21 protein-coding genes are annotated in these 23,749 nt (G+C 38.5%); 6 read left to right on the top strand and 15 right to left on the bottom strand.

Translation table 11 applies throughout. From position 1 onward, the window contains the following. Positions 1–15 precede the first annotated feature (15 nt). Positions 16–297: a UPF0223 family protein gene (locus KO561_RS08135; RefSeq protein ID WP_231096612.1), complete on the bottom strand. Its 282-nt coding sequence runs from the start codon at positions 295–297 to the stop codon at positions 16–18. Between the two features lie 150 nt (positions 298–447). Between KO561_RS08135 and KO561_RS08130 the strand changes: the two genes are divergently transcribed. Further along, positions 448–1,920, top strand: coding sequence for an aminotransferase class I/II-fold pyridoxal phosphate-dependent enzyme (locus KO561_RS08130; protein ID WP_231096611.1), 1,473 nt, complete (start codon positions 448–450; stop codon positions 1,918–1,920). A gap of 40 nt (positions 1,921–1,960) precedes the next feature. Here the strand turns inward: KO561_RS08130 and KO561_RS08125 are convergent, their stop codons facing one another. The 6 genes from KO561_RS08125 to KO561_RS08100 all read right to left on the bottom strand — a co-directional run bounded on the left by KO561_RS08125 (position 1,961) and on the right by KO561_RS08100 (position 9,253). After that, complete coding sequence (locus KO561_RS08125; protein ID WP_231096610.1) at positions 1,961–2,761, bottom strand: polysaccharide deacetylase family protein; 801 nt, start codon at positions 2,759–2,761, stop codon at positions 1,961–1,963. A gap of 436 nt (positions 2,762–3,197) precedes the next feature. After that, positions 3,198–4,607, bottom strand: a complete 1,410-nt coding sequence (gene lpdA, locus KO561_RS08120; RefSeq protein WP_231096609.1) for a dihydrolipoyl dehydrogenase — start codon at positions 4,605–4,607, stop codon at positions 3,198–3,200. Between the two features lie 4 nt (positions 4,608–4,611). Then, positions 4,612–5,886, bottom strand: a complete 1,275-nt coding sequence (locus tag KO561_RS08115; protein WP_231096608.1) for a dihydrolipoamide acetyltransferase family protein — start codon at positions 5,884–5,886, stop codon at positions 4,612–4,614. A gap of 27 nt (positions 5,887–5,913) precedes the next feature. Beyond that, complete coding sequence (locus tag KO561_RS08110) at positions 5,914–6,891, bottom strand: alpha-ketoacid dehydrogenase subunit beta (protein ID WP_231096607.1); 978 nt, start codon at positions 6,889–6,891, stop codon at positions 5,914–5,916. Positions 6,892–6,894: 3 nt separating this feature from the next. Next, positions 6,895–7,977, bottom strand: a complete 1,083-nt coding sequence (gene pdhA / locus KO561_RS08105) for a pyruvate dehydrogenase (acetyl-transferring) E1 component subunit alpha (RefSeq protein WP_231096606.1) — start codon at positions 7,975–7,977, stop codon at positions 6,895–6,897. Between the two features lie 631 nt (positions 7,978–8,608). Next, entirely contained in the window at positions 8,609–9,253 is a 645-nt protein-coding gene (locus tag KO561_RS08100) for a YkyA family protein (protein WP_231097074.1), read from the bottom strand. A gap of 238 nt (positions 9,254–9,491) precedes the next feature. On the opposite strand from KO561_RS08100, the gene def reads away from it, so the two are divergent. After that, positions 9,492–10,055, top strand: coding sequence for a peptide deformylase (gene def / locus KO561_RS08095; RefSeq protein WP_231096605.1), 564 nt, complete (start codon positions 9,492–9,494; stop codon positions 10,053–10,055). A gap of 20 nt (positions 10,056–10,075) precedes the next feature. Here the strand turns inward: def and KO561_RS08090 are convergent, their stop codons facing one another. Next, positions 10,076–10,864, bottom strand: a complete 789-nt coding sequence (locus tag KO561_RS08090) for a Cof-type HAD-IIB family hydrolase (protein ID WP_231096604.1) — start codon at positions 10,862–10,864, stop codon at positions 10,076–10,078. A 464-nt stretch (positions 10,865–11,328) separates the two neighbouring features. Between KO561_RS08090 and KO561_RS08085 the strand changes: the two genes are divergently transcribed. Continuing rightward, positions 11,329–11,538: a DNA-dependent RNA polymerase subunit epsilon gene (locus tag KO561_RS08085; protein WP_231096603.1), complete on the top strand. Its 210-nt coding sequence runs from the start codon at positions 11,329–11,331 to the stop codon at positions 11,536–11,538. Positions 11,539–11,541: 3 nt separating this feature from the next. Continuing rightward, positions 11,542–13,209 (top strand): ribonuclease J1, encoded by a 1,668-nt coding sequence (gene rnjA, locus KO561_RS08080; RefSeq protein WP_231096602.1) that lies wholly within the window; start codon positions 11,542–11,544, stop codon positions 13,207–13,209. 34 nt (positions 13,210–13,243) lie between these two features. Here the strand turns inward: rnjA and KO561_RS08075 are convergent, their stop codons facing one another. From KO561_RS08075 to KO561_RS08065, 3 genes are all read right to left on the bottom strand, one after another. Next, the gene (locus KO561_RS08075) at positions 13,244–13,912 is read right to left on the bottom strand and encodes a potassium channel family protein (RefSeq protein ID WP_231096601.1); all 669 of its coding nucleotides are present in this window, start codon (positions 13,910–13,912) and stop codon (positions 13,244–13,246) included. Between the two features lie 1,225 nt (positions 13,913–15,137). Then, entirely contained in the window at positions 15,138–16,967 is a 1,830-nt protein-coding gene (locus KO561_RS08070; protein WP_231096600.1) for an ABC transporter ATP-binding protein, read from the bottom strand. Positions 16,968–16,979: 12 nt separating this feature from the next. Further along, positions 16,980–18,734 carry an ABC transporter ATP-binding protein gene (locus tag KO561_RS08065; protein ID WP_231096599.1) on the bottom strand — a complete coding sequence of 585 codons (1,755 nt, stop codon included), beginning with the start codon at positions 18,732–18,734 and terminating at the stop codon, positions 16,980–16,982. 247 nt (positions 18,735–18,981) lie between these two features. On the opposite strand from KO561_RS08065, the gene KO561_RS08060 reads away from it, so the two are divergent. After that, positions 18,982–19,809 (top strand): mechanosensitive ion channel family protein, encoded by an 828-nt coding sequence (locus KO561_RS08060; protein WP_231096598.1) that lies wholly within the window; start codon positions 18,982–18,984, stop codon positions 19,807–19,809. 56 nt (positions 19,810–19,865) lie between these two features. On the opposite strand, the gene KO561_RS08055 is transcribed toward KO561_RS08060, so the two are convergent. The 4 genes from KO561_RS08055 to cbpB all read right to left on the bottom strand — a co-directional run bounded on the left by KO561_RS08055 (position 19,866) and on the right by cbpB (position 22,678). After that, positions 19,866–20,108: a YkuS family protein gene (locus tag KO561_RS08055; protein WP_231096597.1), complete on the bottom strand. Its 243-nt coding sequence runs from the start codon at positions 20,106–20,108 to the stop codon at positions 19,866–19,868. 62 nt (positions 20,109–20,170) lie between these two features. After that, complete coding sequence (locus KO561_RS08050; RefSeq protein WP_231096596.1) at positions 20,171–21,304, bottom strand: N-acetyldiaminopimelate deacetylase; 1,134 nt, start codon at positions 21,302–21,304, stop codon at positions 20,171–20,173. Positions 21,305–21,418: 114 nt separating this feature from the next. Next, complete coding sequence (gene dapD, locus KO561_RS08045) at positions 21,419–22,141, bottom strand: 2,3,4,5-tetrahydropyridine-2,6-dicarboxylate N-acetyltransferase (protein WP_231096595.1); 723 nt, start codon at positions 22,139–22,141, stop codon at positions 21,419–21,421. A 75-nt stretch (positions 22,142–22,216) separates the two neighbouring features. Then, positions 22,217–22,678 (bottom strand): cyclic-di-AMP-binding protein CbpB, encoded by a 462-nt coding sequence (gene cbpB / locus KO561_RS08040; protein WP_231096594.1) that lies wholly within the window; start codon positions 22,676–22,678, stop codon positions 22,217–22,219. Between the two features lie 340 nt (positions 22,679–23,018). Here cbpB and trhA point away from each other — a divergent pair, with 340 nt between their 5' ends. After that, complete coding sequence (trhA, locus tag KO561_RS08035) at positions 23,019–23,669, top strand: PAQR family membrane homeostasis protein TrhA (protein ID WP_231096593.1); 651 nt, start codon at positions 23,019–23,021, stop codon at positions 23,667–23,669. The last annotated feature ends 80 nt before the right edge of the window (positions 23,670–23,749 follow it).

Raw genomic sequence — 23,749 nt, 5'->3', positions numbered from 1 at the left:
GGATGAAATGTCCCACTATCTGTTCTTTTTCATTTGTACGGTATCTCCTGATTGTAGGTCTTTTGCGTATTGAATAGTTCGATAACAAGAATAACCCGAACCTTTTTCAAACTTTCCACACAGTTGTTTTTCTTCACTTTTCGATGGAACAATTTGTTTAAACCGTGTGTAAGCAAGCATAATATCGTCACGTTTTACAGACTGTTCATACGCTTTTTCCACCATGGAAAAGAAGTTTACAACATCAATAATCTCTTGCTTATTCCATGTTTCATCTATTGGATAACTATAGTTCATTCCTATCCCCTTTCTCTACCTTTCATATCTTTAAACATTTCGGTTATTTTAATAATAGTAACCGATGTATAGTTTACCGAAAACTAGCTATTCATCCAAGTATTTGCTATAATGCTTTTGTTTTAGACTTAATTAAGAGGTGTACAAACTATGACTTCACAAAACGAAACACCATTATTCACTGGATTACTCAACCATGCTGCCAAGAGTCCTATTCAGTTCCATATTCCTGGTCATAAACGCGGTATTGGTATGAATCCAGACTTTCGCGACTTTATCGGAAAAAATGCTTTATCTATCGATTTAATTAATATAGAGCCATTGGATGATCTCCATCATCCAACAGGAATGATTAAAGAAGCGCAGGAATTAGCAGCAAAGGCTTTCGGTGCTGATTATACGTTCTTTTCCGTACAAGGGACGAGCGGGGCCATCATGACAATGGTATTGAGCGTATGTGGTCCTGGGGACAAAATAATTGTTCCACGAAACATCCATAAATCCGTTACAACGGCTCTCATCTTTTCGGGTGCCACCCCTATTTTTGTGCATCCGGAATTGGATAAAGATTTAGGTATTTCACATGGAATCACACCAGATGCGGTTGAAAATGCCTTACAAGCACATCCAGATGCGAAAGCTGTCTTAGTCATTAATCCAACCTATTTCGGGATTGCCGCTGATTTAAAAAAGATAGTAGATATTGCACATAATCATCATGTTCCAGTACTTGTCGATGAAGCGCATGGTGTACATATTCATTTTCATGACCAATTACCGATGTCTGCAATGGCTGCAGGAGCTGACATTGCTTCTACGAGTGTTCATAAACTAGGAGGATCCTTAACACAAAGCTCTGTCTTAAACCTAAAAGAAGGGCTTGTGTCACACGAAAGAGTGCAAACCGTGCTTTCGATGTTAACGACCACATCGACCTCCTATTTGCTACTTGCATCCTTAGATATGGCTAGAAAATACTTAGTCACAAAAGGGAAAGGTCTAATAGAAGAAACCCTACAACTTGCGCAAGCGACTAGGATGGCCATTAACAACATTCCAAATCTATACTGTGTTGGAGAAGAGATTTTAGGCAGTGATGCCACTTTTCGGTATGACCCAACAAAGTTAATTATTTCCGTAAAAGACTTAGGTATAACGGGCTATGACGTAGAAGTATGGTTAAGAAACCACTATAACATTGAAGTAGAGTTATCCGATTTGTACAATATTTTATGTATCATTACTCCAGGAGATACGAAAAAAGAAACGGAAATGTTATTGCAAGCTTTAGCAGAACTAGCAAAAGAACATAAGGCACACGCAACACGAAGCGACGTCAATGTTCAAGTACCAAACATCCCATTGTTAGCACTATCTCCACGAGATGCGTTCTATGCAGAAACAGAGTCTATTCCTTTAGTAGATGCAGTTGGAAGAATCAGTGCTGAATCCATTATGGTCTATCCGCCGGGAATTCCAATCTTTATTCCTGGAGAAATCATTACAGAAGACAACATCACGTACATTCAAAAAAATCTAGAAGCAGGACTCCCTGTTCAAGGGCTTGAAGACGAAACATTGCAAAATATTCAAGTGATTAAAGAGCACCGAGCATTTCGCTAAACCCAAAAGAGCCACCACATCATATTGTGGCGGCTCTTCTTTATTCAGTAGGATTTGTTTGGATAAGTTGAGGGTCGACTATTTCATATCCTTTCTCACGTAGTCCATTCACTATGTTATCTATAGCCGCCGCAGTCCATTCCCTGTCATGCATTAGTAGATTTGCACCATCCCTTAACTCGGGTGCGTTCACCATGATATCGGCTATTGCGTCTTCGGTCATATAATTCTGATCCCAGTCATAGCCATACGTCCAATTCATAAGAACCATACCCTGTTCCTTAACAACTTGTTTCGAATAGTCTGTATTCATTCCGAATGGTGCTCGGAAAAATTTTGGTTTTTTTCCTGTTACCTCTTCTACAATATTACTTACAGAAACAATTTCTTCTTTCTGCTGTTCTTCTGATAAATCATTTAAATTAGAGTGATTATACGTATGATTTCCAATTACGAAGCCCATATCATAAATTTGTTTTAGTTTTTGCTTTTCTTCGTCTGTATCTAGAAAGTGTCCGTTCACAAAGAATATAGCAGGAGCATTTAAAGCTTTTAACGTTTTAGCCATCTCCACTGCATACGTGTCTGGAGCATCATCAATGGTAAGTAAGGCTACTTTGCTATTTGTTGCTTCATCCAATGGGATTATACTCCAACTTTCAGCAACGTAATATTGAGGTTCAACTGGCTGAGTAACTAACAAATTTTTAGGAGCTTCTTTTTTCTCAACAACTGTCTCATTTTCTGGCGCAGTTGTGCTCACTTTTTCTTTCTCTACTGTAGTCTCTTGGCATGCAGTTAATAAGGCAAGTATGCAAAGTATCCACAAAAATTGTTTCATCGTTCTGAATTCCCCCTGATGTTATAGCTTTCCGTTATTCTATTATATATAATTTTTCACCATAAGGATGATGAAATAATTTGGAAAGATATGAAAAGCCAAGCAAGCACCATTTCTATATTTTAAAAATGAACTAAAACTGCATAGATTTCCGATTTCCGTCACCTTCTGCCAGCGGAAATCCCTCTCGACTTGAAATATTTTACCTTATTCTATCTAAAGAAAACTTAGTTAAGCCAAGCCTTTAGGCGCGGGATAATCCTTAGTTCAACAAACATTTCTTTTTTTCTACGATCTAGATTCTTCCGTTGCTTTCCTTTGTGCCCCTATACTTGGAACTGGAAAATGTTAACCTTCGCCGGATTTCTTCTTGCTAAAATTATATACTTTCCTGGTAAAAAAACTCCCTTCGAATTCGAAGGGAGTTTCAGGTTCATTATTTTACGATGTGAATAGGAGATCCCATTGCTACTTCTGCAGCTTCCATTGTGATTTCTCCTAAAGTTGGGTGAGCGTGAATAGTAAGTGCTAAATCTTCCGCCGTCATCCCAGCTTCGATTGCTAAACCTAATTCCGCAACCATGTCACTAGCGTTTGGACCAGCGATTTGGGCACCAATTACAAGTCCATCTTCTTTACGTGTAATAAGCTTCACAAATCCATCACTATCATTTAGAGATAATGCACGGCCATTTGCCGCGAATGGGAATTTAGACGCTTTAATATCGATTCCAGCATCTTTCGCTTCTTGTTCCGTGTAACCTACAGAAGCAAGTTCTGGGTCAGAGAATACAACTGCTGGAATACCATTATAATCAATTTCCGATTTTTCACCAGCAATTACTTCTGCTGCAATTTTACCTTCATAAGAAGCTTTGTGTGCTAATGGAGGTCCAGCTACGATATCCCCAATTGCAAAGAAGTTATCGATATTTGTGCGGCATTGCTTGTCGATTTTCACTAGGCCACGATCGTCAAGCTCTACACCAACTTGCTCTAAACCTAATTCGTTCGTGTTAGGACGACGACCTACTGTTACAAGAACGTAATCTGCTTCAACGGTTTCCGTTTTACCTTTCACTTCATACGTTACTTTTACGCCGTCTTTTGTTTCTTCTACACCTTGAGCCATAGCTTCAGTCACAACTTCCACTTCTTTTTTCTTCAAGCGTTTTTTAACAATAGAAGTCATTTGTTTTTCAAAGCCGCCTAAGATGTCTTTAGTACCTTCTAAAATCGTTACTTTTGTACCAAAGTTTGCATAAGCAGTACCAAGCTCAGTACCAACATATCCTCCACCAATTACTACAAGCTTGCCTGGGATTTCTTTCAAGTTAAGAGCACCTGTAGAATCCAGAACACGGTCTGAGAATTTAAATGTAGGTAATTCAATTGGACGAGAACCTGTTGCGATAATCACATTTTTAAATGTGTACGTTTGAGAATTTTTCTCATCCATCACGCGTACTGTGTTTTTATCAACAAAGTACACTTCTCCTCTTACGATGTCTACTTTGTTCCCTTTTAACAAGCCTTCTACACCAGAAGTAAGTTTGTTTACGACACTGCCTTTCCATTCTTGTACTTTAGCAAAGTCTACACTTACTTTTTCAGATGTAATTCCGAGGTCTTCTGCACCTTGTGCATGCTCGTATCTGTGACCAGCTTGGATTAGAGCTTTAGAAGGAATACAACCGACGTTTAAACATACGCCACCTAAAGTTCCTTTATCAACGATTGTTACTTTTTGACCAGTTTGCGCTGCACGAATTGCAGCTACATATCCCCCTGGTCCTGCACCAACCACAAGAGTGTCTAATTCGATTGGGAAATCTCCTACTACCATTGTTTTACGCCTCCATCATAATAAGTTGTGGATCGTTTAATAAACGTTTGATTTGGTTCATTGCCATTTGAGCTGTTGCACCATCAACGATTCGGTGATCAAAGCTTAAAGACAATGCCAATACAGGAGCTACTACAATTTCTCCATCGCGAACGACAGGTTTTTCTCCGATACGTCCAATACCAAGAATTGCTGCTTCTGGGTAGTTGATAACAGGAGTAAACCACTGTCCACCTGCAGAACCAATGTTAGAAATTGTGCTGGAAGCACCTTTCATTTCATCAGGACTTAGTTTACCATCTCTTGCCTTTACTGCCAATTCATTAATCTCTTGGGAGATAGAGAAAATGGATTTAGAATCTGCATTTTTCACAACTGGAACAAGAAGTCCTTTATCCGTATCTGCTGCAATTCCAATATTGTAGTAGTGCTTATAGACGATTTCATCTGTATTATCATCGATAGATGCATTTAAGATTGGGTACTCTCTTAAAGCAGATACAAGTGCTCTTACCACATATGGAAGGTATGTTAACTTGATATCCTTTTGAGCAGCCACTTCTTTAAACTTCTTACGGTGAGCAACAAGTTCTGTTACGTCAATTTCATCGTGTAAGGTTACGTGAGGAGCTTTCGTTTTAGAATTAACCATCGCTTTAGCGATTGCTTTTCTAATTCCGCTCATTTTCTCACGAGTTTCTGGATATTGTCCTTCTGGTGCTTTCGTTGCAGCAGCTACTGGAGTTTCCTCTGTTTGAGCCCCTTCTTCTGTAGATACAGAAGGTGCATCACCATTAAGGAATGCGTCGATATCTCCTTTTAGAATGCGACCATTTTTTCCAGATCCTTGAACCTGTTTAATATTTACGTCCTTATCACGAGCATATTTACGAACAGACGGCATCGCGATAACAATTGTATTATCGTTGCTTGCTGTTTCGTTAAGAACAGTTTCTTCTTTTTTCGGTTCTTCTGCTGGGGCTTTTTCTTCTTCTTTTGTTTCTTTCGGTGCTTCTTCACTTCCACCAGCATTTTCATAACCTTCCGCATCGATGGAGATAATCGTTTCCCCAACCGTTGCTACACTGCCTTCTTCAAAGTGAATTTCTTTTACTGTTCCTTCAACTGGAGAAGGAATTTCTACTACCGCTTTATCGTTTTGAACTTCACAAAGTACATCGTCTTCTTTGATTTCTTCGCCGACCTTTACAAACCATTTGACGATTTCTCCTTCATGAATCCCTTCACCAATATCTGGCAATTTGAATTCAAAAGCCATTTGTAATACCTCCCGTCTCAGTTTTCATTAAAAGTTAATAACTTGGTTAACACGTTCGATGATGTCGTTATAGTTTGGCAACCAAACTTCTTCTGCTTGAGTAAAGGCATAAACCGTATCAGGAGCAGCTACACGAAGTACTGGTGCTTCCAAATGAAGAATAGCACGCTCTTGAATTTCTGCCACGATATGAGAAGCCATACCGGCTTGACGCTGTGCTTCTTGTACGACAACTACACGATTTGTCTTTTTCACCGACTCTAAAATGGTATCAAAGTCAATTGGCATTACTGTGCGAAGGTCAATCACTTCTGCTTGAACACCATCTTTTTCTAGCTCTTCCGCTGCTTTTAGGGCAGAGTGAACCATTGCACCATAAGCTACAATAGTTACGTCGCTTCCTTCTCTTTTCACATCTGCTTTTCCTAATTCGATTGAGTACTCTTCTTCTGGTACTTCGTCACGGAAAGAACGGTACAATTTCATGTGCTCAAGGAATACAACCGGATCATTATCTCGGATAGAGGAAATCAGTAATCCTTTCGCATCATAAGGAGTAGATGGAATGACTACCTTTAAACCAGGTTGTTGAGCAACTAATCCTTCTAGTGAATCCGCGTGTAATTCTGGTGTGTGTACACCACCACCAAATGGAGAACGAATCGTGATTGGTGCGTTTTGTGTTCCGCCAGAACGATAGCGAATACGAGCAATTTGACCACTAATTGCATCCATTGCTTCATATACGAAACCAAAGAATTGAATCTCTGGAACCGGACGGTATCCTTGAAGAGCTAACCCAAGTGAAATACCAGCTATGCCAGATTCAGCAAGTGGCGTATCAAAAACACGATCTTCTCCAAATTCTTGCTGTAGACCTTCCGTTGCACGGAATACCCCACCATTTTGACCAACATCTTCGCCGAAGACTAGCACATTCTCATCATTTTTAAGCTCCGTACGTAGCGCATCAGTAATAGCTTGAATCATCGTCATTTGTGCCATGGTTTACTTCGACTCCTTTGCTTTATATTCATCATATTGCTCTTGTAAGTGAGCAGGAAGTGTTTCATACATATTATCCATTAAGTCTGTAACTTTTTGTTTCGGTTGCTCATCCGCTTTTTTAATAGCAGCCTTAATTTCTTCTTTTGCTTGTTCAATCACTTTGTTTTCTTCTTCTTCTGACCATAGTCCTTTATCTTCAAGGAACTTACGGAAACGCACAAGTGGGTCTTTTTTCTCCCATTCATTATCAAGATCTTCTGTACGATAACGAGTCGGGTCATCCCCAGCCATTGTGTGTGGACCATAACGGTACGTTAATGTCTCAATTAAGGTTGGACCTTCGCCATTCACAGCACGCTCACGCGCTTGTTTAGTTGCTGAATAAACCGCAAGAACATCCATACCGTCTACTTGAATACCTTCAATACCAGCAGCAACTGCTTTTTGAGCTAATGTCTTGGCTGCAGTTTGTTTTTCAACTGGAACAGAGATAGCAAAACGGTTATTCTGAACGACAAAAATCGCTGGAGCGCCATAAGCACCTGCGAAGTTAATTCCTTCATAGAAATCACCTTGAGATGTACCGCCATCACCTGTGTACGTAATCGCAACGTTTTTCTTACCACGTTTTTTCATACCGAGTGCAATACCGGCCGCTTGTGTATATTGAGCGCCAATGATGATTTGTGGACTCAACGCATTGACACCTTCAGGCATTTGGTTTCCATGGAAATGTCCACGTGAGAACAAGAAAGCTTGATACAAAGGCAGTCCGTGCCAAATTAATTGTGGAACATCACGATATGCTGGTACTACATAATCTTCTTTTTCAAGTGCAAAATGTGTTCCTAGCTGTGACGCTTCTTGACCAGCAGTAGGAGCGTAGAAACCTAATCTCCCTTGTCTGTTCAAAGCGATAGAACGTTGATCCAAAATTCGCGTGTAGACCATTCTGAACATAAGCTCTTTTAATTCTTCATCTGATAGATCAGGCATAGCATCTTGATTTACCACTTCGCCATTTTCATTCAGAATTTGAAACGTTTCGAATTGATTTTCGATATTTTCTAGTGTGCGTTTCAAATGACTCACCTCTTCCTTTCTATTTGAAAAATTATCCCAATAATTGCGGGTTCTGGATGATTCAGAAACGGAGAACCACTCCACCCAAAAAGCCTGAGAATTAAAAATTCCTGACAGGACGACCTTCCACTTTTGGGATGGAAGATTCTGTGGAAGTGTTTTTTCGTTTCTATCTTTCCCAAAATAAATGAAAAAATCTGTACCGAATACTACTTCTTGTTGCGCACTTTCGACAATCGTCCACATAAAAAAGATAGAAATATAAAACTGTTACATACGATTCAGTAAAAAGTAATGGTACAATTTTCATCCTGTACTTAGTTTATCTCATAGTTATAGAAAAGGTCAAACACTTTAACTGAAAGGATAACAGAACTAATATTGTGTAAACCCTTACACAATACTCCTATTCTATAACTGTTTCAAAAATAATCACAGTCTGTATTAGTACAAATCCCTCTGTTAAAAAGGCTTTTCTACAAAAATCCAACTTTTTCATGTCACAGGAATCGCAGAAATAGCATGGGAACTGCACGTAGTCCTTTTAAGTATTCTTGACAAATATGCCACTTTTTATAGGGGGACCTTTATTTATAAATACAAAATACCCCCGATTTCTCGGAGGTATTCATTACTCACTTATCTCTATATCTAGATCTGACTGTTTATAAAATTCTTCTTTCAACTTATTGTACTCGTCCGTAAATTGATTGAAGGAATCGTTAGCCTCTAATACTTTATCGTAGCTCTCATTAACGGATTCTACCTGTTTTCTTAACTCATCCTCTCTTAATTCTTTCTTTTGGAATAAAGAGTATAGCATTTTATCCTTTTTTAGAGCTTCCTGATAAGCACTGTGTAAGCTTAAGTATGCTTGATAACGCTTATCCATGATTTCGTACATTTGGGTGGCTGTTTTTTGAAGCTTTTCTTCTTTCAATTCTTTTATAAGTGGTTTTATTTTATCAAATTCTTCTTTAGAAGCTTCTATACTTTCCTTTTCTTTCTGAATAATTTCTTCTCGTTTATCAATAATGTCTAAGGCTTGGCTTGCCAAGTCTTTCATTTGCTCGAACTCATCCATACTTAAATCAATAATTTGCTTGTAAAGCTCACTTTCTTTTTCCTCTAGCTCTACAAGTGGGTCCTGCTGTTTCGTAAAGGTGTTCTCTAGTTTAACTGCTTCTTCCATGTGTGTGAACATTTTCTCGGTAGTTGATTCCCCATTACAAGCTACTAGAGCCATTAGTAACAGAAACAATCCTAAGACTTTCACATATTTCAATTTCGTTCCTCCTAACACCTGCTGAATGTGCAATTACGATGCTTGATTAGGCAACATTTCAATATTATAACATAAACTAAAGGTAGGTTTGCAGTTCTCCTTCTCTTCGGTTATATATATGTAATACAAGCCCTATTCATGCCCTGATATGTTTTTTCTATCCTATTACCTATGTGTTATGTTAAACTAATTGCCATTAAAACGATGAGAATTTTTAGGAGTGAAGAATATGTTTACAATGAAGGATATCGTCCGTGAAGATCATCCAATCTTATATAAAGTTGCGGAAGAAGTAACTTTGCCGGCATCCGAAGAAAATCAAGAGACCTTAAAAGAGATGTTAACCTATCTGAAAAATAGTCAAGACGATGCGATTGCCTCCAAGTACGGTCTGCGACCTGGTGTTGGCTTAGCAGCCCCGCAAATTGGATTATCAAAACGGATGATCGCTGTCCATTTTCAAGATTTTGATGGGAAAGAGTATTCTTACGGTTTATTTAACCCAAAAATTATTAGCCATTCTGTAGAACAAGCCTATTTATCGACAGGTGAAGGTTGCTTATCCGTCGACCGAGATATTCCCGGTTATGTTCCGCGCTACGCCAAGATCACGGTGAAAGCAACAGATTTGGAAGGAAATGAGCTGAAGCTTCGGTTACGAAACTATGCAGCCATCGTATTCCAACATGAAATCGACCACCTTAATGGTGTAATGTTTTTTGACCACATCAACAAACAAAATCCATTCGCCGTACCAGAAAACTCACATTCCGTCGACCAAGACGAAGAATAATGAAGAAGAGCGAACAGAAATTACTGTCCGCTCTTTTCTTCTTTTAAAAGTCCGAAATGAACTAATCCTTTATATAAACCTGCATTATCTACATCTTCCGTCACATAATCTGCAACCTCTTTTAACGCTGGAATCGCATTTCCCATTGCCACTCCGGTACCAACGTGTTGAATCATCTCCATATCGTTCAATCCGTCCCCAAATGCAAAACTATCTTCTATTCGCAATCCGCTAGCTTCGATAAGTTTTTCAACACCTACTGCTTTGGAGCCACCTTCTGGTAACACATCGCAGGAGTATTCGTGCCATCGAACGAATCGGAGATCTTTATAAAGGTTTTGATACTCCTCTTCTTTCTCACAAAATAATAAGGATTGATATATTTCCGTTTTCTTATAGAAATCAGGATCTACCTCTGGGTAACTAAACTTCAAACTATGTAAAGCCTCTTCTGTAAACTTATCATCATGCTTCGTGGCTTTCATTTCAACATGATTCATATAGACGATAGATTGCCCTCGTTCATTTACCATTTCGGAAAGTTCTTCGACGCGTGATGGAGTAAGAGGATTTTTATAAACAACTTCCCCCTCAAACACAACAAATTGTCCATTAAAACTCACATACGAATCAATCCCTAACATTTCTCTTATATCTTCAAACATGAATGGCGCTCTTCCCGTCGCGATGGCCACATACACGCCATTTTGCTTTAATTGTTTGACAGCCTCGATGGTTTCTACAGGAATCTCTTTATTATGATTCACTAACGTTCCATCTATATCAAAAAAGACTATTTTATGCTTCATGTCCGTTCCTCTCCTTTTATCCCATTATTCGAATAAAGAAATCTCATTTCGTAAAAAATATCATCACATGAAATTACGAAAAAAACAAGGTTAAAATATTGTAGAAATGCGGACCAGAAACGATTTGACGAGGTACAGTCCATCTATAAATAATGAAAAAATAAAATTCTTAAGGGCTAATCTATTTCAAAAATTACCAAATCATACTATACTGTTAGTAAGAGGGATTGGATCGGTGATTCGTTTTTTGTTGCTTTTCTTCGTGTATAAGGAAAGGAGCTGTAAGAAATAATGTTAAAACGATTAAAAGAAAAGCTTAGAAAACGCTGGAAAGACTTATTAGGACAAAAACGTGTGCCTAGTACTTGTGAAAATGACTAATCTATTCGTACCGTGATATGAGAACTGATAATAAACATGCTATGTTAACTGATATTTTTTGAACAGAAAAAGGAGAGAGACACATGATATTTAAAGTTTTGTATCAGGAAGTTCCATCGGAAGTTCCTGTACGTGAACGAACGAAAAGCTTATATATAGAAGCTGAAACGGAAAGACAAGTACGTAAATCGCTAGTAGATCGCAATATAAATATCGAATTTATCCAGCAGCTAGATGAAGCTCATTTAGAGTATGAAAAGACTTCTGAAGATTTTGTTGTGGAGTCCGCATAACCGATGAAGTTTGTGAAGAACGATCAAACAGCTGTATTTGCACTAGGAGGACTCGGTGAGATTGGGAAAAATACGTACGGTGTTCAATTCCAAGATGAAATCATCTTGATTGATGCTGGTATTAAGTTCCCAGAGGACGAATTACTTGGAATCGATTACGTTATTCCTGACTACTCTTACCTTGTGCAAAACCAAGACAAAATTAAAGGGTTAATTGTGACACACGGACACGAAGACCATATCGGAGGAATCCCTTACCTTCTTCGTCAGCTCAATATCCCTATTTATGCTGGAAAACTTGCGATTGGATTAATTAAGAATAAACTAGACGAGCATGGTCTTTTACGGAATGCGACCTTAAACATTGTTCAAGAGGACGACATCATTAAATTCCGTAAAACATCAGTAGCATTTTTTAGAACAACACATAGCATACCGGATTCCTTTGGGGTCGTCGTAAAGACACCACCTGGAAATATCGTACACACAGGTGACTTTAAATTCGACTTTACTCCCGTTGGAGAACCTGCCAACATTACAAAAATGGCGGAAATCGGAAAAGAAGGCGTTCTTTGTTTATTATCAGATAGTACGAATAGTGAAGTACCTGGTTTCACCATGTCGGAACGAATCGTTGGGGACAGCATCAACGACATTTTCACAAGAATCACTGGTCGATTAATCTTTGCAACCTTTGCATCAAACATCTACAGATTACAACAGGTCGTAGAAGCAGCCGTTCGCCACAATCGTAAAGTGGCTGTCTTTGGACGTAGTATGGAAGCTGCTATTACGTTAGGTCAGGAGTTAGGCTATATTCAAGCTCCGAAAGATACCTTTATTGATGCACAACAGATTAATCGCTTACCGGCACACGAAGTTACGATATTGTGTACAGGTTCTCAAGGTGAGCCAATGGCAGCTCTATCTCGTATTGCCAACGGTACTCACCGTCAAATTCAAATGATTCCTGGTGATACAGTCGTATTTTCCTCCTCTCCAATCCCTGGTAATACGGTTAGTGTAAGTAAGATTATTAACATGCTTTATCGTGCAGGTGCTGATGTCATCCACGGAAAACTGAATGACATTCATACCTCTGGTCACGGAAGTCAAGAAGAGCAAAAACTAATGCTTCGATTGATTCAACCAAAGTACTTCATGCCGATTCACGGGGAGTATCGAATGCTTAAAGAGCATACGAAACTCGCTGAATCATGTGATATTGATCCTAGTAATTCCTTTGTGATGGACAATGGGGATGTTTTAGCACTTGGAAAAGACAGTGCGATGATAGCAGGAAAAATCCCATCCGGTTCTGTCTATGTAGATGGAAGTGGTATTGGGGATATCGGAAACATCGTGTTACGTGATCGTCGCATTCTTTCTGAGGAAGGGCTTGTCATTGTAGTCGTAAGCATTAACATGAAGGAATTTAAGATTGCGTCAGGTCCTGACATTATTTCAAGAGGATTCGTGTACATGAGAGAGTCTGAAGACTTAATCAATGAAGCACAGAAGATTGTTTCTTCTCACCTCCATAAAGTCATGGAAAGAAGAACGACCCAATGGTCTGAAATTAAAAACGAAATTACGGATACAATTGCACCATTCTTGTTTGAGAAAACAAAAAGAAAACCAATGATTCTACCTATCATCATGGAAGTATAATGAAAAACTCGGCAGATTCGCTCTGCCGAGTTTTTTAATCTTCGTCTACTACCAAGTTTTTCTCGAACCTGGATATATCGATATCTGACCCTATCACAATCAAGACATCCTCTTCTTCAATGACTACCGTTGCCATTGGAGATACATTGATTTCTTTATCTTTTTTAATAGCGACAACGTTACAACCATATTGAGCACGAATATCTAAATCGATTAAAGATCTTCCACTCATTTTCTTTCCTGCTTTTACCTCTACAATACTATGATCGTCGGATAGCTCTAAATGATCCAGAATATTGTTAGAAATAATGCTATGGGCAATACGTTTTCCCATATCCCGTTCCGGATGAACGACTTGGTCTGCCCCAATTTTTCGTAATACTTTTTCATGATAATCATTTTGTGCCTTTACGGTAATTTTTTTAATCCCTAATTCCTTTAACATAAGAGTTGTTAAAATACTAGCTTGGATGTTATCCCCAATCGCAACAATGACATGATCGATATTACGTATCCCTATTTCTTTTAATACTTTTTCATCTGTTGTATCAGCAATAACTGCGTGTGAAGCAACATTTTTAAACTCATTTACTTTATCTTCATCAATGTCGATAGCTAGCACGTCCATGCCTTCCTTACTTAATTCTTGACATATGCTTCCTCCGAAACGACCTAGCCCGATTACTGCGAATTCTCTTTTCATTGGATTGCCTCCATCTTAAGTGTAGTGCGTACTAATAGAATATCAAACTTAAAATGATAAAGGAAGGATAATTCAATCATGTCGCTAGCCACGAGGTTAAAAGAGAATCGGACAAAATTAAATGGTATAACCGCGTAGAAAACAGAGTAACAAGTACAAATGGTCAGATTGTATTCTAAACTTAAAAAAGGGGGATTCCCCCCTTATTAAGTATTAATTTTTTTTTCTTTTTCATATTGATCGTGCCTACCGCCTACTCCACCAAGCAAACCTACAAATATTAAAGCCAATATTCCTAATATCTTTTTCCATAAACTTTTTTTCATATAAACACTCCTTCATTATTGAAATCCAAAGGAATCTTTCAACTTTATAATAACACATGATATCTATACAATCCGAGATGACTTACATATTTTGTAATTAAATTCAAAATCGAAATACCATAGCATTCGTTATTAATCTGTTTCTCAAAAGTGATTTCCATACGATGCTATTCCTACCAGTTGTAATACAGACTGTCTTTCTTATTTGCTAATACTAATCGATGTAGTTCTTTGATGTTTCAGTTTGCATTTTGAATGAATAGATCCTTTAGAGCGAACAATTACAGATCAGGATACTTAGTATGTTTTTTTATGGGTGAATCTTCTTTCATAGTTGATATAAAATGCGACATAAGTGGTGATTTAAATGCCAACGCTCCGGCAGAATACTCCGCTTTCCGCGGGCACGGCCTCAGCTTCCTCGGAAGAACCCCACTTCCTGCGGGATCTTCGGCTCGCGCTGTTCCCGCTGGAGTCTACGTATTCTGCCTACGCTTGTAGGTATTTTCTAATATAGTGGGTTATTAACACCTATAAAATAAGTAGACCAAGAAACACCTCTGACTTGAAAAGAACTCCGTACTAAGCTGCGGAAAAATGCGAGACTCCTGTGGGAAAGGAACAGTTGAAGACCCCACAGTGAGCGTTCTTTGCGAGCGAAGGAGGCTGAGGCGTTCCCCACGGAAAGCGAGTATTTTTCCGCAGCGCCGCATTATCAGTCAACTTGATAAAGTATATACGAATCCTTATTTCGTTACTTCGGAGTATATATATATTAGTAACAAAATTTAAAAAGCACCTAAATGAAAAATCCGAACTGATTCGATTCTATTGAAAGAATTTCGAACCCTAGTTCGGATTTTGTTAAGATTAAAACAATTTTGTTCTAACCTTTACGTTTATAGCGCATCTAGCATTTCAAACTGTGTTTTTACTAAATCGAAATATTCACCTTTTTTATCCATAAGCTCATGGTGATTTCCTTGTTCTAATATTTTCCCGTGCTCTAGCACGATAATGTTATCCGCTTCTCGAATCGTAGAAAGGCGGTGTGCAATCATGATAGCCGTTCTACCTTTAAGAAGGGTCCGTAGTGCTTTCTGAATCTTCACTTCAGTCTCTGTATCGATACTTGCTGTTGCCTCATCTAAAATAATAATTCTTGGATTGGCTAGCAACGCTCGAGAAAAGGACAATAACTGACGCTCACCGGCAGAAAGAATATTCCCTCTCTCTTCTACCTCCGTCTTATAGCCGTTGGCGAGACGCTTAATGAAATCATCTGCACCGACTACTTTTGCCGCTTCAATCACTTCTTCATCCGAAGCTTCCGGTCTTCCAAATCGAATGTTTTCCATAATGGTCCCACTGAAGATAAATGTATCTTGTAGTACCACACTAATATTTTGTCTTAAACTATCGATTTTCATATCCTTTAGATCGTGACCATCAATTTTGACAGCCCCTTTTGTTGGATCATAAAAACGACTGATAAGATTGGCAATCGTCGATTTTCCTGAACCAGTATGACCGACTAAAGCGACCGTTGTACCTGCCTTCATCTCTAACGAAATTTCATGTAGCGCAATTCGGTCTTCATTATAGGAGAATTGGACACGATCAAATTCAATTTTCCCCTTCATATCCTGGAACACTTTCGCATCTTTCTTTTCGTGTACATTAGGTTGTTCATCTAGAAATTCAAAAATTCGCTCTGAGGAAGCCATTGCAATTAATAACTGATTGTATATTTGCCCTAATCTAGAAATCGGTTCCCAGAACATTCCTAGGAAGAACGCAAAGGATACAAAGGTACCTGTTGAAATTTCTCCTGTGATGATTAAATGAGCGCCAAACGAAATTAAGATAACCGTTCCAATGGCATTACTCATTTCCACAAATGGACCGAAGTAAGCACTTTTCTTTGTTGCTAAGCGCTCTGTTTCAAAATTATCTGTATTAACTCCATCAAAAAACTCTGTATTCTCTCTTTCTTGAGAAAAGGATTGCGTAACACGAATTCCTTGCATGCTTTCATTTAGGTGCGAATTCAAACGAGACTTCTGAATCCGCACTTGTTGCCAAGAACGTCTTATATCTCTTCTTAGCTTAGTAGAGATGTAGAACATAATCGGCAAAATAATCATAACCGCGAGCGCAAGTGGTGGACTTAGAGCAATTAAGATCGCAACAATCCCTATCAACATCACGGTATCCATAAGCAAGTTAATAATCCCGTTCGTAAACAATTCTTGCAAGGAATTTACGTCGTTCAGGATTCGAACGAGTATGGACCCTGCAGAACGTTTATCAAAAAAGTTATGCGATAAACGCTGAACGTGGGAGAATAATTTTTTCCGCAAGTCATAAATGACATTCTGCCCTAAGATATTTACCCATTTAATTCGAAATGTATTACCGACATAGCTGAGTAAATATAAACAAGAAATCACGATGACAAGTGTCACGAGCATACCTGTATCTTCGTTAGCAATAGCTTTATCAATGGCGATTTTCCCAATAATAATCGGAACAATTAAACGAATGATTGTAGAGACAAACATCGCAATAATAGCTCCTGGGAGTAATGTTTTCGCATAAGGCTTAATAAATGTAAGAAGCCTTAGCATTTGTGCCCAGTTAAAAGGCTTCTCAACGGATTGATCTAAAGGGTAAAAGAACCGCTTTAAATGGCTTTTTCCTTTTGGTTGTGTCTGTATCTCTGCCATGCTATCCCTCCCTTAATGTGCTGCTGCGTTCATGATGGCTTGCTTATCCTGGTATTGAATATTGTAAATACGTTCATATGGGCCACCATTTGTTATGAGTTTTTCATGCTTACCACGTTCTACAATTTCGCCATCCTCTAGCACAATGATCTCATCCGCATGCTTTAAGGAAGAAATACGGTGCGCAATGATGAATGTAGTGCGGTCTCTCATTACTTCTTTTAGAGCTTTTTGAATTTTAAATTCTGTTTCCATATCTACCGCAGAAGTCGCATCATCTAATACCAAAATACTTGGATTGATGAGGATTGCTCGAGCAATCGCAATCCGCTGCTTCTGCCCACCTGAGAGACCCATTCCACGCTCACCAAGCATAGTGTCATATCCTTTTGGCATTTCCATAATGAAATCATGAGCTTGTGCTCTTTTGGCTGCATCAATGATTTCTTCCATTGATGCTTCTGGATTTCCGTATGCGATGTTTTCCTTAATTGTGGTAGAAAACAGGAACGATTCCTGTAAGACAAAACCGATATTTTTTCTTAAGCTTTTTAAGCTATAATCCGTTACAGGTCGATGATCTATTAAAATTTCTCCCTCTTCTGGCTCATAGAAACGAGTAATCAATTGGGTAATACTTGTTTTTCCTGAGCCTGTTCCCCCAATCAAACCGATAACTTTGCCAGGCTCCGCATTAAAGGAGATGTTTTTCAAGGCAGAGTCATCATCCTCCGTATAGGTAAGGATAACGTTTTGGAACGTCACGTGGCCCTCTACCTTTTCATTAGGCTGCCCTTCCTTGTAATCTTCAATATCTTCATTCGCTTCCAGAATTTCTAACAATCTCTCTCCAGAAGCCTTTGCTTGAGAGAACATATTTACGATAAACCCTAGATTCATAAGTGGTCCCAGTATATAGGTTACTAAACTAAAGAAAGCGACTAATTCCCCTAACTGGAGCGAGCCACTAATAACAAGATGTCCACCATATGCTAATAAAGCAACCATACAGACGTTTCCGATAAACTCCATAAGCGGAAAGTACTTAGACCAAATCCTTGCTGTTTTAATGTTGACATCCTTATAGTCTTCGTTGTTGGATGTGAAGCGATCAATCTCAAAACCTTCTTTGGAAAGAGACTTAACCGTATTCATTCCACTTACGTTTTCTTGAATTCTCGTATTTAATCGTCCAAGCGATTTTCTTACCCGTCGAAAAGAAGGGTGTACTCGCTTATCAAATCGATAAACAACGATAGCTAAGAACGGCATCGCAGCCATTGTGACGATAGCTAATGGAACGGAATAATAGAACATGACACTTAAACTTATTAAAATAAGTAATAACACTCGGAGTAATTCCTTGAATCCAGCAGCTAAAAAGAATTTAAAGCCCTCTACGTCCATCGTTAACCGCGACATTAAATCCCCTGTTCGAGCGTTGTCATAGTAAGTAAAAGATAACCTTTGGAGTTTTTTATATAATCCATCTCTTAATCTATAAACAGATTTGACACCGAAGAGGTCTCCTAAGTACATTTGAAAAAAGTTTGCTACCCCTTTTACAATCATGATCAAAATAAACCCCACCGCAAGATATGGAATGAGTGGATAGCGCTCTTTTGTAACGACTTCATCAATCGTGACCTGAAGTAGTATAGGATAAAGAACCGTAATTCCTGTAACTAATAAGACAAAAAACAAAGATGCAAAGAATAACTTCTTATATGGCCAGAAGTATTGCTGAAGTTTTCTAAATACCTCCATCGTACCCCTCCTTATGATGAATTTTTTACGTACCTATAAATATATCGGGTTACGAAATAAATTACTACCCCTTTGCTCTAAAATTTTGAATTTTTTTTAAACAGAAATATTTTCACAAAGGATACTTTATTCTGAGCCTCCAAAATTATGACTGATTTCCTAATTCTATTAAGAATCAATTGGATTATTTGATTATCTCCTGACGTTCCCTTAAGCTAAAATGTATAGATGCGAAAGGAGACTAGACATGGACATACTAACAAATCTACAAGATTCACTAAGTACTATTGTAACGGTAGGACTAAAAGTGATACTACTTATCATCGCATATCTAATTATCAAACCTATTGGAAAAAAGATTATTTCAAAATCGATTTGGAATGTGAAACGTAAAGACAATATAACGGAAGGTAGAATTAAAACATTAGAAAAACTACTAATAAATATCTTCTCTTATACCCTTATGTTCCTATTTGTCGCTATGCTGTTTGGAATATTCGATATTCCGATTGGACCATTATTAGCTGGTGCAGGTATTCTCGGCCTAGCAATTGGGTTTGGTGCACAAGGGCTTGTTAGTGATATCGTGACAGGATTTTTCTTATTATTAGAAAAACAAATAGAAGTAGATGAATATGTAACCGTAGCTGGTTTCAATGGTATCGTCGAAGAAATCGGCTTGCGCACAACGAAGATTAGAGGATTTGATGGAACGCTCCACTTTATCCCAAATCGCGATATCAGTGGAGTAAGTAATCATTCACGTGGTACAATGCGTGCGCTTGTCGATATTGGGATTAGCTATGACGACAATATCGATCATGCTTTAGAAGTGTTACAAAGAGTTTGTAATGACTTTAAAGAAAACGACGAACGTTTCAAGGAAGGTCCCGATCCAATTGGGGTTCAAACTTTTGGATCGTCTGATGTAGTATTAAGAGTTATTGGACAAACAGAGAACATGATGCAATGGGCAGCGGAACGCGACATGAGAAAGAAAATTAAAGAAGCGTTTGACCAAGCTGGTATTGAAATTCCTTATCCACATCAAGTTAACGTTACAAAAGAATCCTAAGAAAGAAACGACAATCCCTCTCTAAAAAAATCTAGAGAGGGATTTTCATAACTTTTCTATCGAAGATTTTGTTCAACGTGTTGGCAAACTTCATCAGCACTCATGCCATCACAGTTGATTACTGGTGCTGCAATATCCGTTGCAGCCATCCCCATTACATTTTTGTCTTGACCAGTTACGCAACAGCAATCGCATTGCTTGGCATCTTCTGCCTGTTTTATTTCCATGACTTGGTGTCCTCTTTCTTCAAGTGCACTTTTTACGTTTGAAAGAGATTGTTCTATTCCAATTTTCGCCATTATAATAGCCTCCTCTATATGTCTAATAAATCTACTTATAGAGTGTGCACAATTGAAATAATCTATGCATTCAAGCTTTTCATTTCTCGTAACGTCTTTTCCACGAGCTTAGCAGCTATCGGAATTGCTTCTTCTTTCGCTGTTAATTTACTATGATGAAGACCATATGGAGAATCAACTCCTAGCCAAAACATAAACCCAGGAATATCTCTTACCATATAACCAAAGTCCTCCCCTGTCATTGCAGCAGGAGCTTCTTTCCATTCCAATTCACTGCTTTCTACTATATGTTTAAATTGATCAACTAAATCTGATTGATTAAATACCTGGTAATAATTCGCGCCAAAATCTATGGAGATGGAACAATCATACATCTCTTCAAAACCACGTTTCAAGGAATCAATTTCCTGTTTAATAATTGGAATTAGGTCAGGTGATAACGTACGAATCGTTCCTTCCAACCGCGCTCGTTCCGCAATGACATTTTGAACAGTCCCACCTGTTATTTTTCCGATGGTAATAACGGCACTCTCCAAAGGGTCAACTCTTCTAGATACGATCGTTTGTAACTCCCCCACAAATCCACTGGCTGCAACTACCATATCTTTCGTGAGGTGTGGGTATGCGGCGTGGCCACCTTTTCCTTTAAAGTCAATAAAAAGCTCACTCGTATTGGCAAAAAGCAGGCCTGGCTTGGACGATATCGTTCCAACTGGAAGCTCGGGTGCTATGTGTAGAGCAAATATGAGGTCTGGCCACCACTCTTTAAATTCCTCTGATTGCATCATAGGTAATGCTCCACCCGGTCCTTCCTCGGCTGGTTGGAACACGAATAGAACATCATTTTCTGGTGGCTGTTTAGCCATGGCTTCCAGAGTAGCCAAGGCAATCGTCATGTGCAAATCATGCCCACAAGCATGCATATAGCCCTCATGCTTGGATTGAAATTCCAAACCTGTCTCCTCTTCAATCGGAAGACCATCTATATCAGCTCGATAAGCGACTAGCATCGATGAATTGGTTCCCTTTACCTTTACAAGAATACCCGTCTTCCACTTTTTCACAGATAGGTGTGTTTGAGGAAGGGCCTGGATAAAATTTAGTAGATAAGCTTGTGTTTTGTGTTCTTGAAAACCTAACTCTGGAATCTGATGAAGGTCTCTTCTTATTTTAATTAAATTGGCTACATCTAACATCTTCTTACCTGCCTTCTTTCTATAGAAAAAGCAGGAGTTCGCCCCCTGCTTTTTTCCTCCTATAAGTGCGTGTTCAAAAAGAAAATTTTGAACATCCTCTATAAAGGTTTTCTATTATTCGTCATTCAATTTTCTCAACTCTTGTTTAATTTCTGTTTTTGCTTTAGTTTGGTCATCGATTTCTTTTAAAACCCTAGCAGGTGTTCCAGCAACAAGCGTATTTGGAGCCACATCTTTCGTAACAACTGCCCCTGCAGCTACGATAGATTCTTTTCCTACCGTTACCCCTTCTAATACAACTACATTTGCACCAATTACAACATCATCTTCAATCACAACCGGTTTAGCGGATGGTGGTTCAATAACACCAGCTAAGACAGAGCCTGCACCAATGTGACAGTTTTTCCCTACTGTTGCTCTTCCACCTAGGGTTACATTCATATCAATCATGGTTCCTTCTCCAATTACAGAACCGATGTTAATCATCGCACCCATCATAATAACACAGCCGTCCCCAATTTCTACTTGGTCCCGAATGACAGCACCTGGTTCAATACGTGCATTAATATCCTTAGTATCAAGCAGTGGAATAGCGGAATTTCTACGATCACTTTCCACGACGTAATCTTCAATTTGGTCTTTATATGTAGAAAGTACTTCTTTTATTTCTTTCCATTCTCCAAATACAACCCCAGTATCACCAGTAATAAATGTCTTTACCTCTTCACTGAATGTAAGGTTAGATAGGTCTTTTCCTTTTACGTACACTTTTACAGGTGTTGATTTTTTGCTGTTAGAGATAAACGAAATAATTTCGTTTGCATCCATCATTTTCAAGACAATTGCCTCCTATACTAGTACTATTTTCACTTTACTTTACCAAACCCATGATTGAACTGCCAATCAAAAAGGTTATGATTCCATTTCCGGCTTATTACGGTTTGCGTGAATGTATTTATTCAACTGCTTCAAAATTGCTCGTCTTGTTAATATTCCATCAAAATAGCCTTCCTCATCGGCTACACAGACAAATGGGAAATCTACTACGGATTTTACACTTGTGACAAAATCATCATCTCGGTGCAAAAAGGGTACATTCTGATTCATCACATGATCTACCTTGATATCGGATAACTTTTCCATTTCAAATCTTTCTAAGCCAAGAACACTGTTTAAAATCGCAGTCTTACTTATCGTTCCTTGTAGCTTATAGGAAATATCTAATACAGGAACCGCGGAATATCCTGATTTCACTAATACTAATAATGCATGCTCTAAAGGGTTTCCAAGCTGTACATGTGCCACTTTTTCAGATGGAATCATTAAATCTCCAACTTTATGATCTGTTAACTCACTGTGCTTTGTACTCGTCATGTCTCCACTCCCTTTGTTTACAGTTGAAGGAGTTATTTTCACGCAATGGAAGTCTCTTACATAGTTTATCACAAATAAGGGTTGGCGACTAATTGCTAGTTCAGAAAAAAATAAAGTTTTAATGATCGTTCTACTTGAAAATGTCAAGCCCCCCCAATGATTTCACTTAATTAAATCCTGGGTTTACTGTTATATTTTTCATCTCCATATTTCATTCTTATAAATGCTTGTTAGCTAGCCATAATAAGACCAGATATTTTAAATACTCCCCTAGCTATATAGGGAGAAGTGCCCTATCATGCTACTAAATCTTAAGGTATAATAGAGGAGATAGAAGGAAATGAGGATTTTAAAAATGACGACACATACTTTCACAAAAAAAGAAGAAATAGCTCATGCCATCACGCATGGAATTGGAGCTGTTTTGAGTATCGTAGCTTTAATTTTATTAATAATATATGCAAGCCTAGAAGGCTCTGCGTGGCAGATTGTATCGGCAACTGTGTTTGGTTCAACCATGTTGATCATGTACCTGTCCTCTACGATTGTACACAGCCTACCGGACGGAAAGTGGAAGAATATTTTTCAGATCTTTGATCATTCTTCCATCTACTTATTTATTGCGGGAACTTATACACCATTTTTACTCGGTCCCCTACGCGGAGAAATAGGATGGACATTATTTGGCATCGTATGGGGCATTGCAGTAATCGGAGTCGTATTTAAAGTGTTTTTTGTAAACAAGTTTTTAGTGTTATCTACCGTGTTTTATATCCTGATGGGATGGATGATTACACTTGTATGGGGCCCACTTACAGAACAACTACCCTCTGAAGGTATTACTTATCTCGTTCTAGGTGGTATGTTTTACACAGTAGGAGCCGTTTTCTACGTATGGAGGAAATTTCACTTTCACCACGCGGTCTGGCATCTGTTTGTGTTAGCTGGTTCCATGTTTCATTTTCTCGCCGTCTTCTACTACATCATTTAAAGCTCGCCCTTTTCCTCATGGAAGAGGGCTTTTCTTATGTCCATTCCTTCCTCCCACACTCTTCTAAAATCATGCTATAA

Origin of the sequence: Radiobacillus kanasensis, from assembly GCF_021049245.1 — a bacterium.
Taxonomy (GTDB): Bacteria; Bacillota; Bacilli; order Bacillales; family Amphibacillaceae; genus Radiobacillus; species Radiobacillus kanasensis.
Note: the sequence above shows the minus strand (reverse complement) of the source record. Positions and strands in the feature narration are given on the sequence as shown.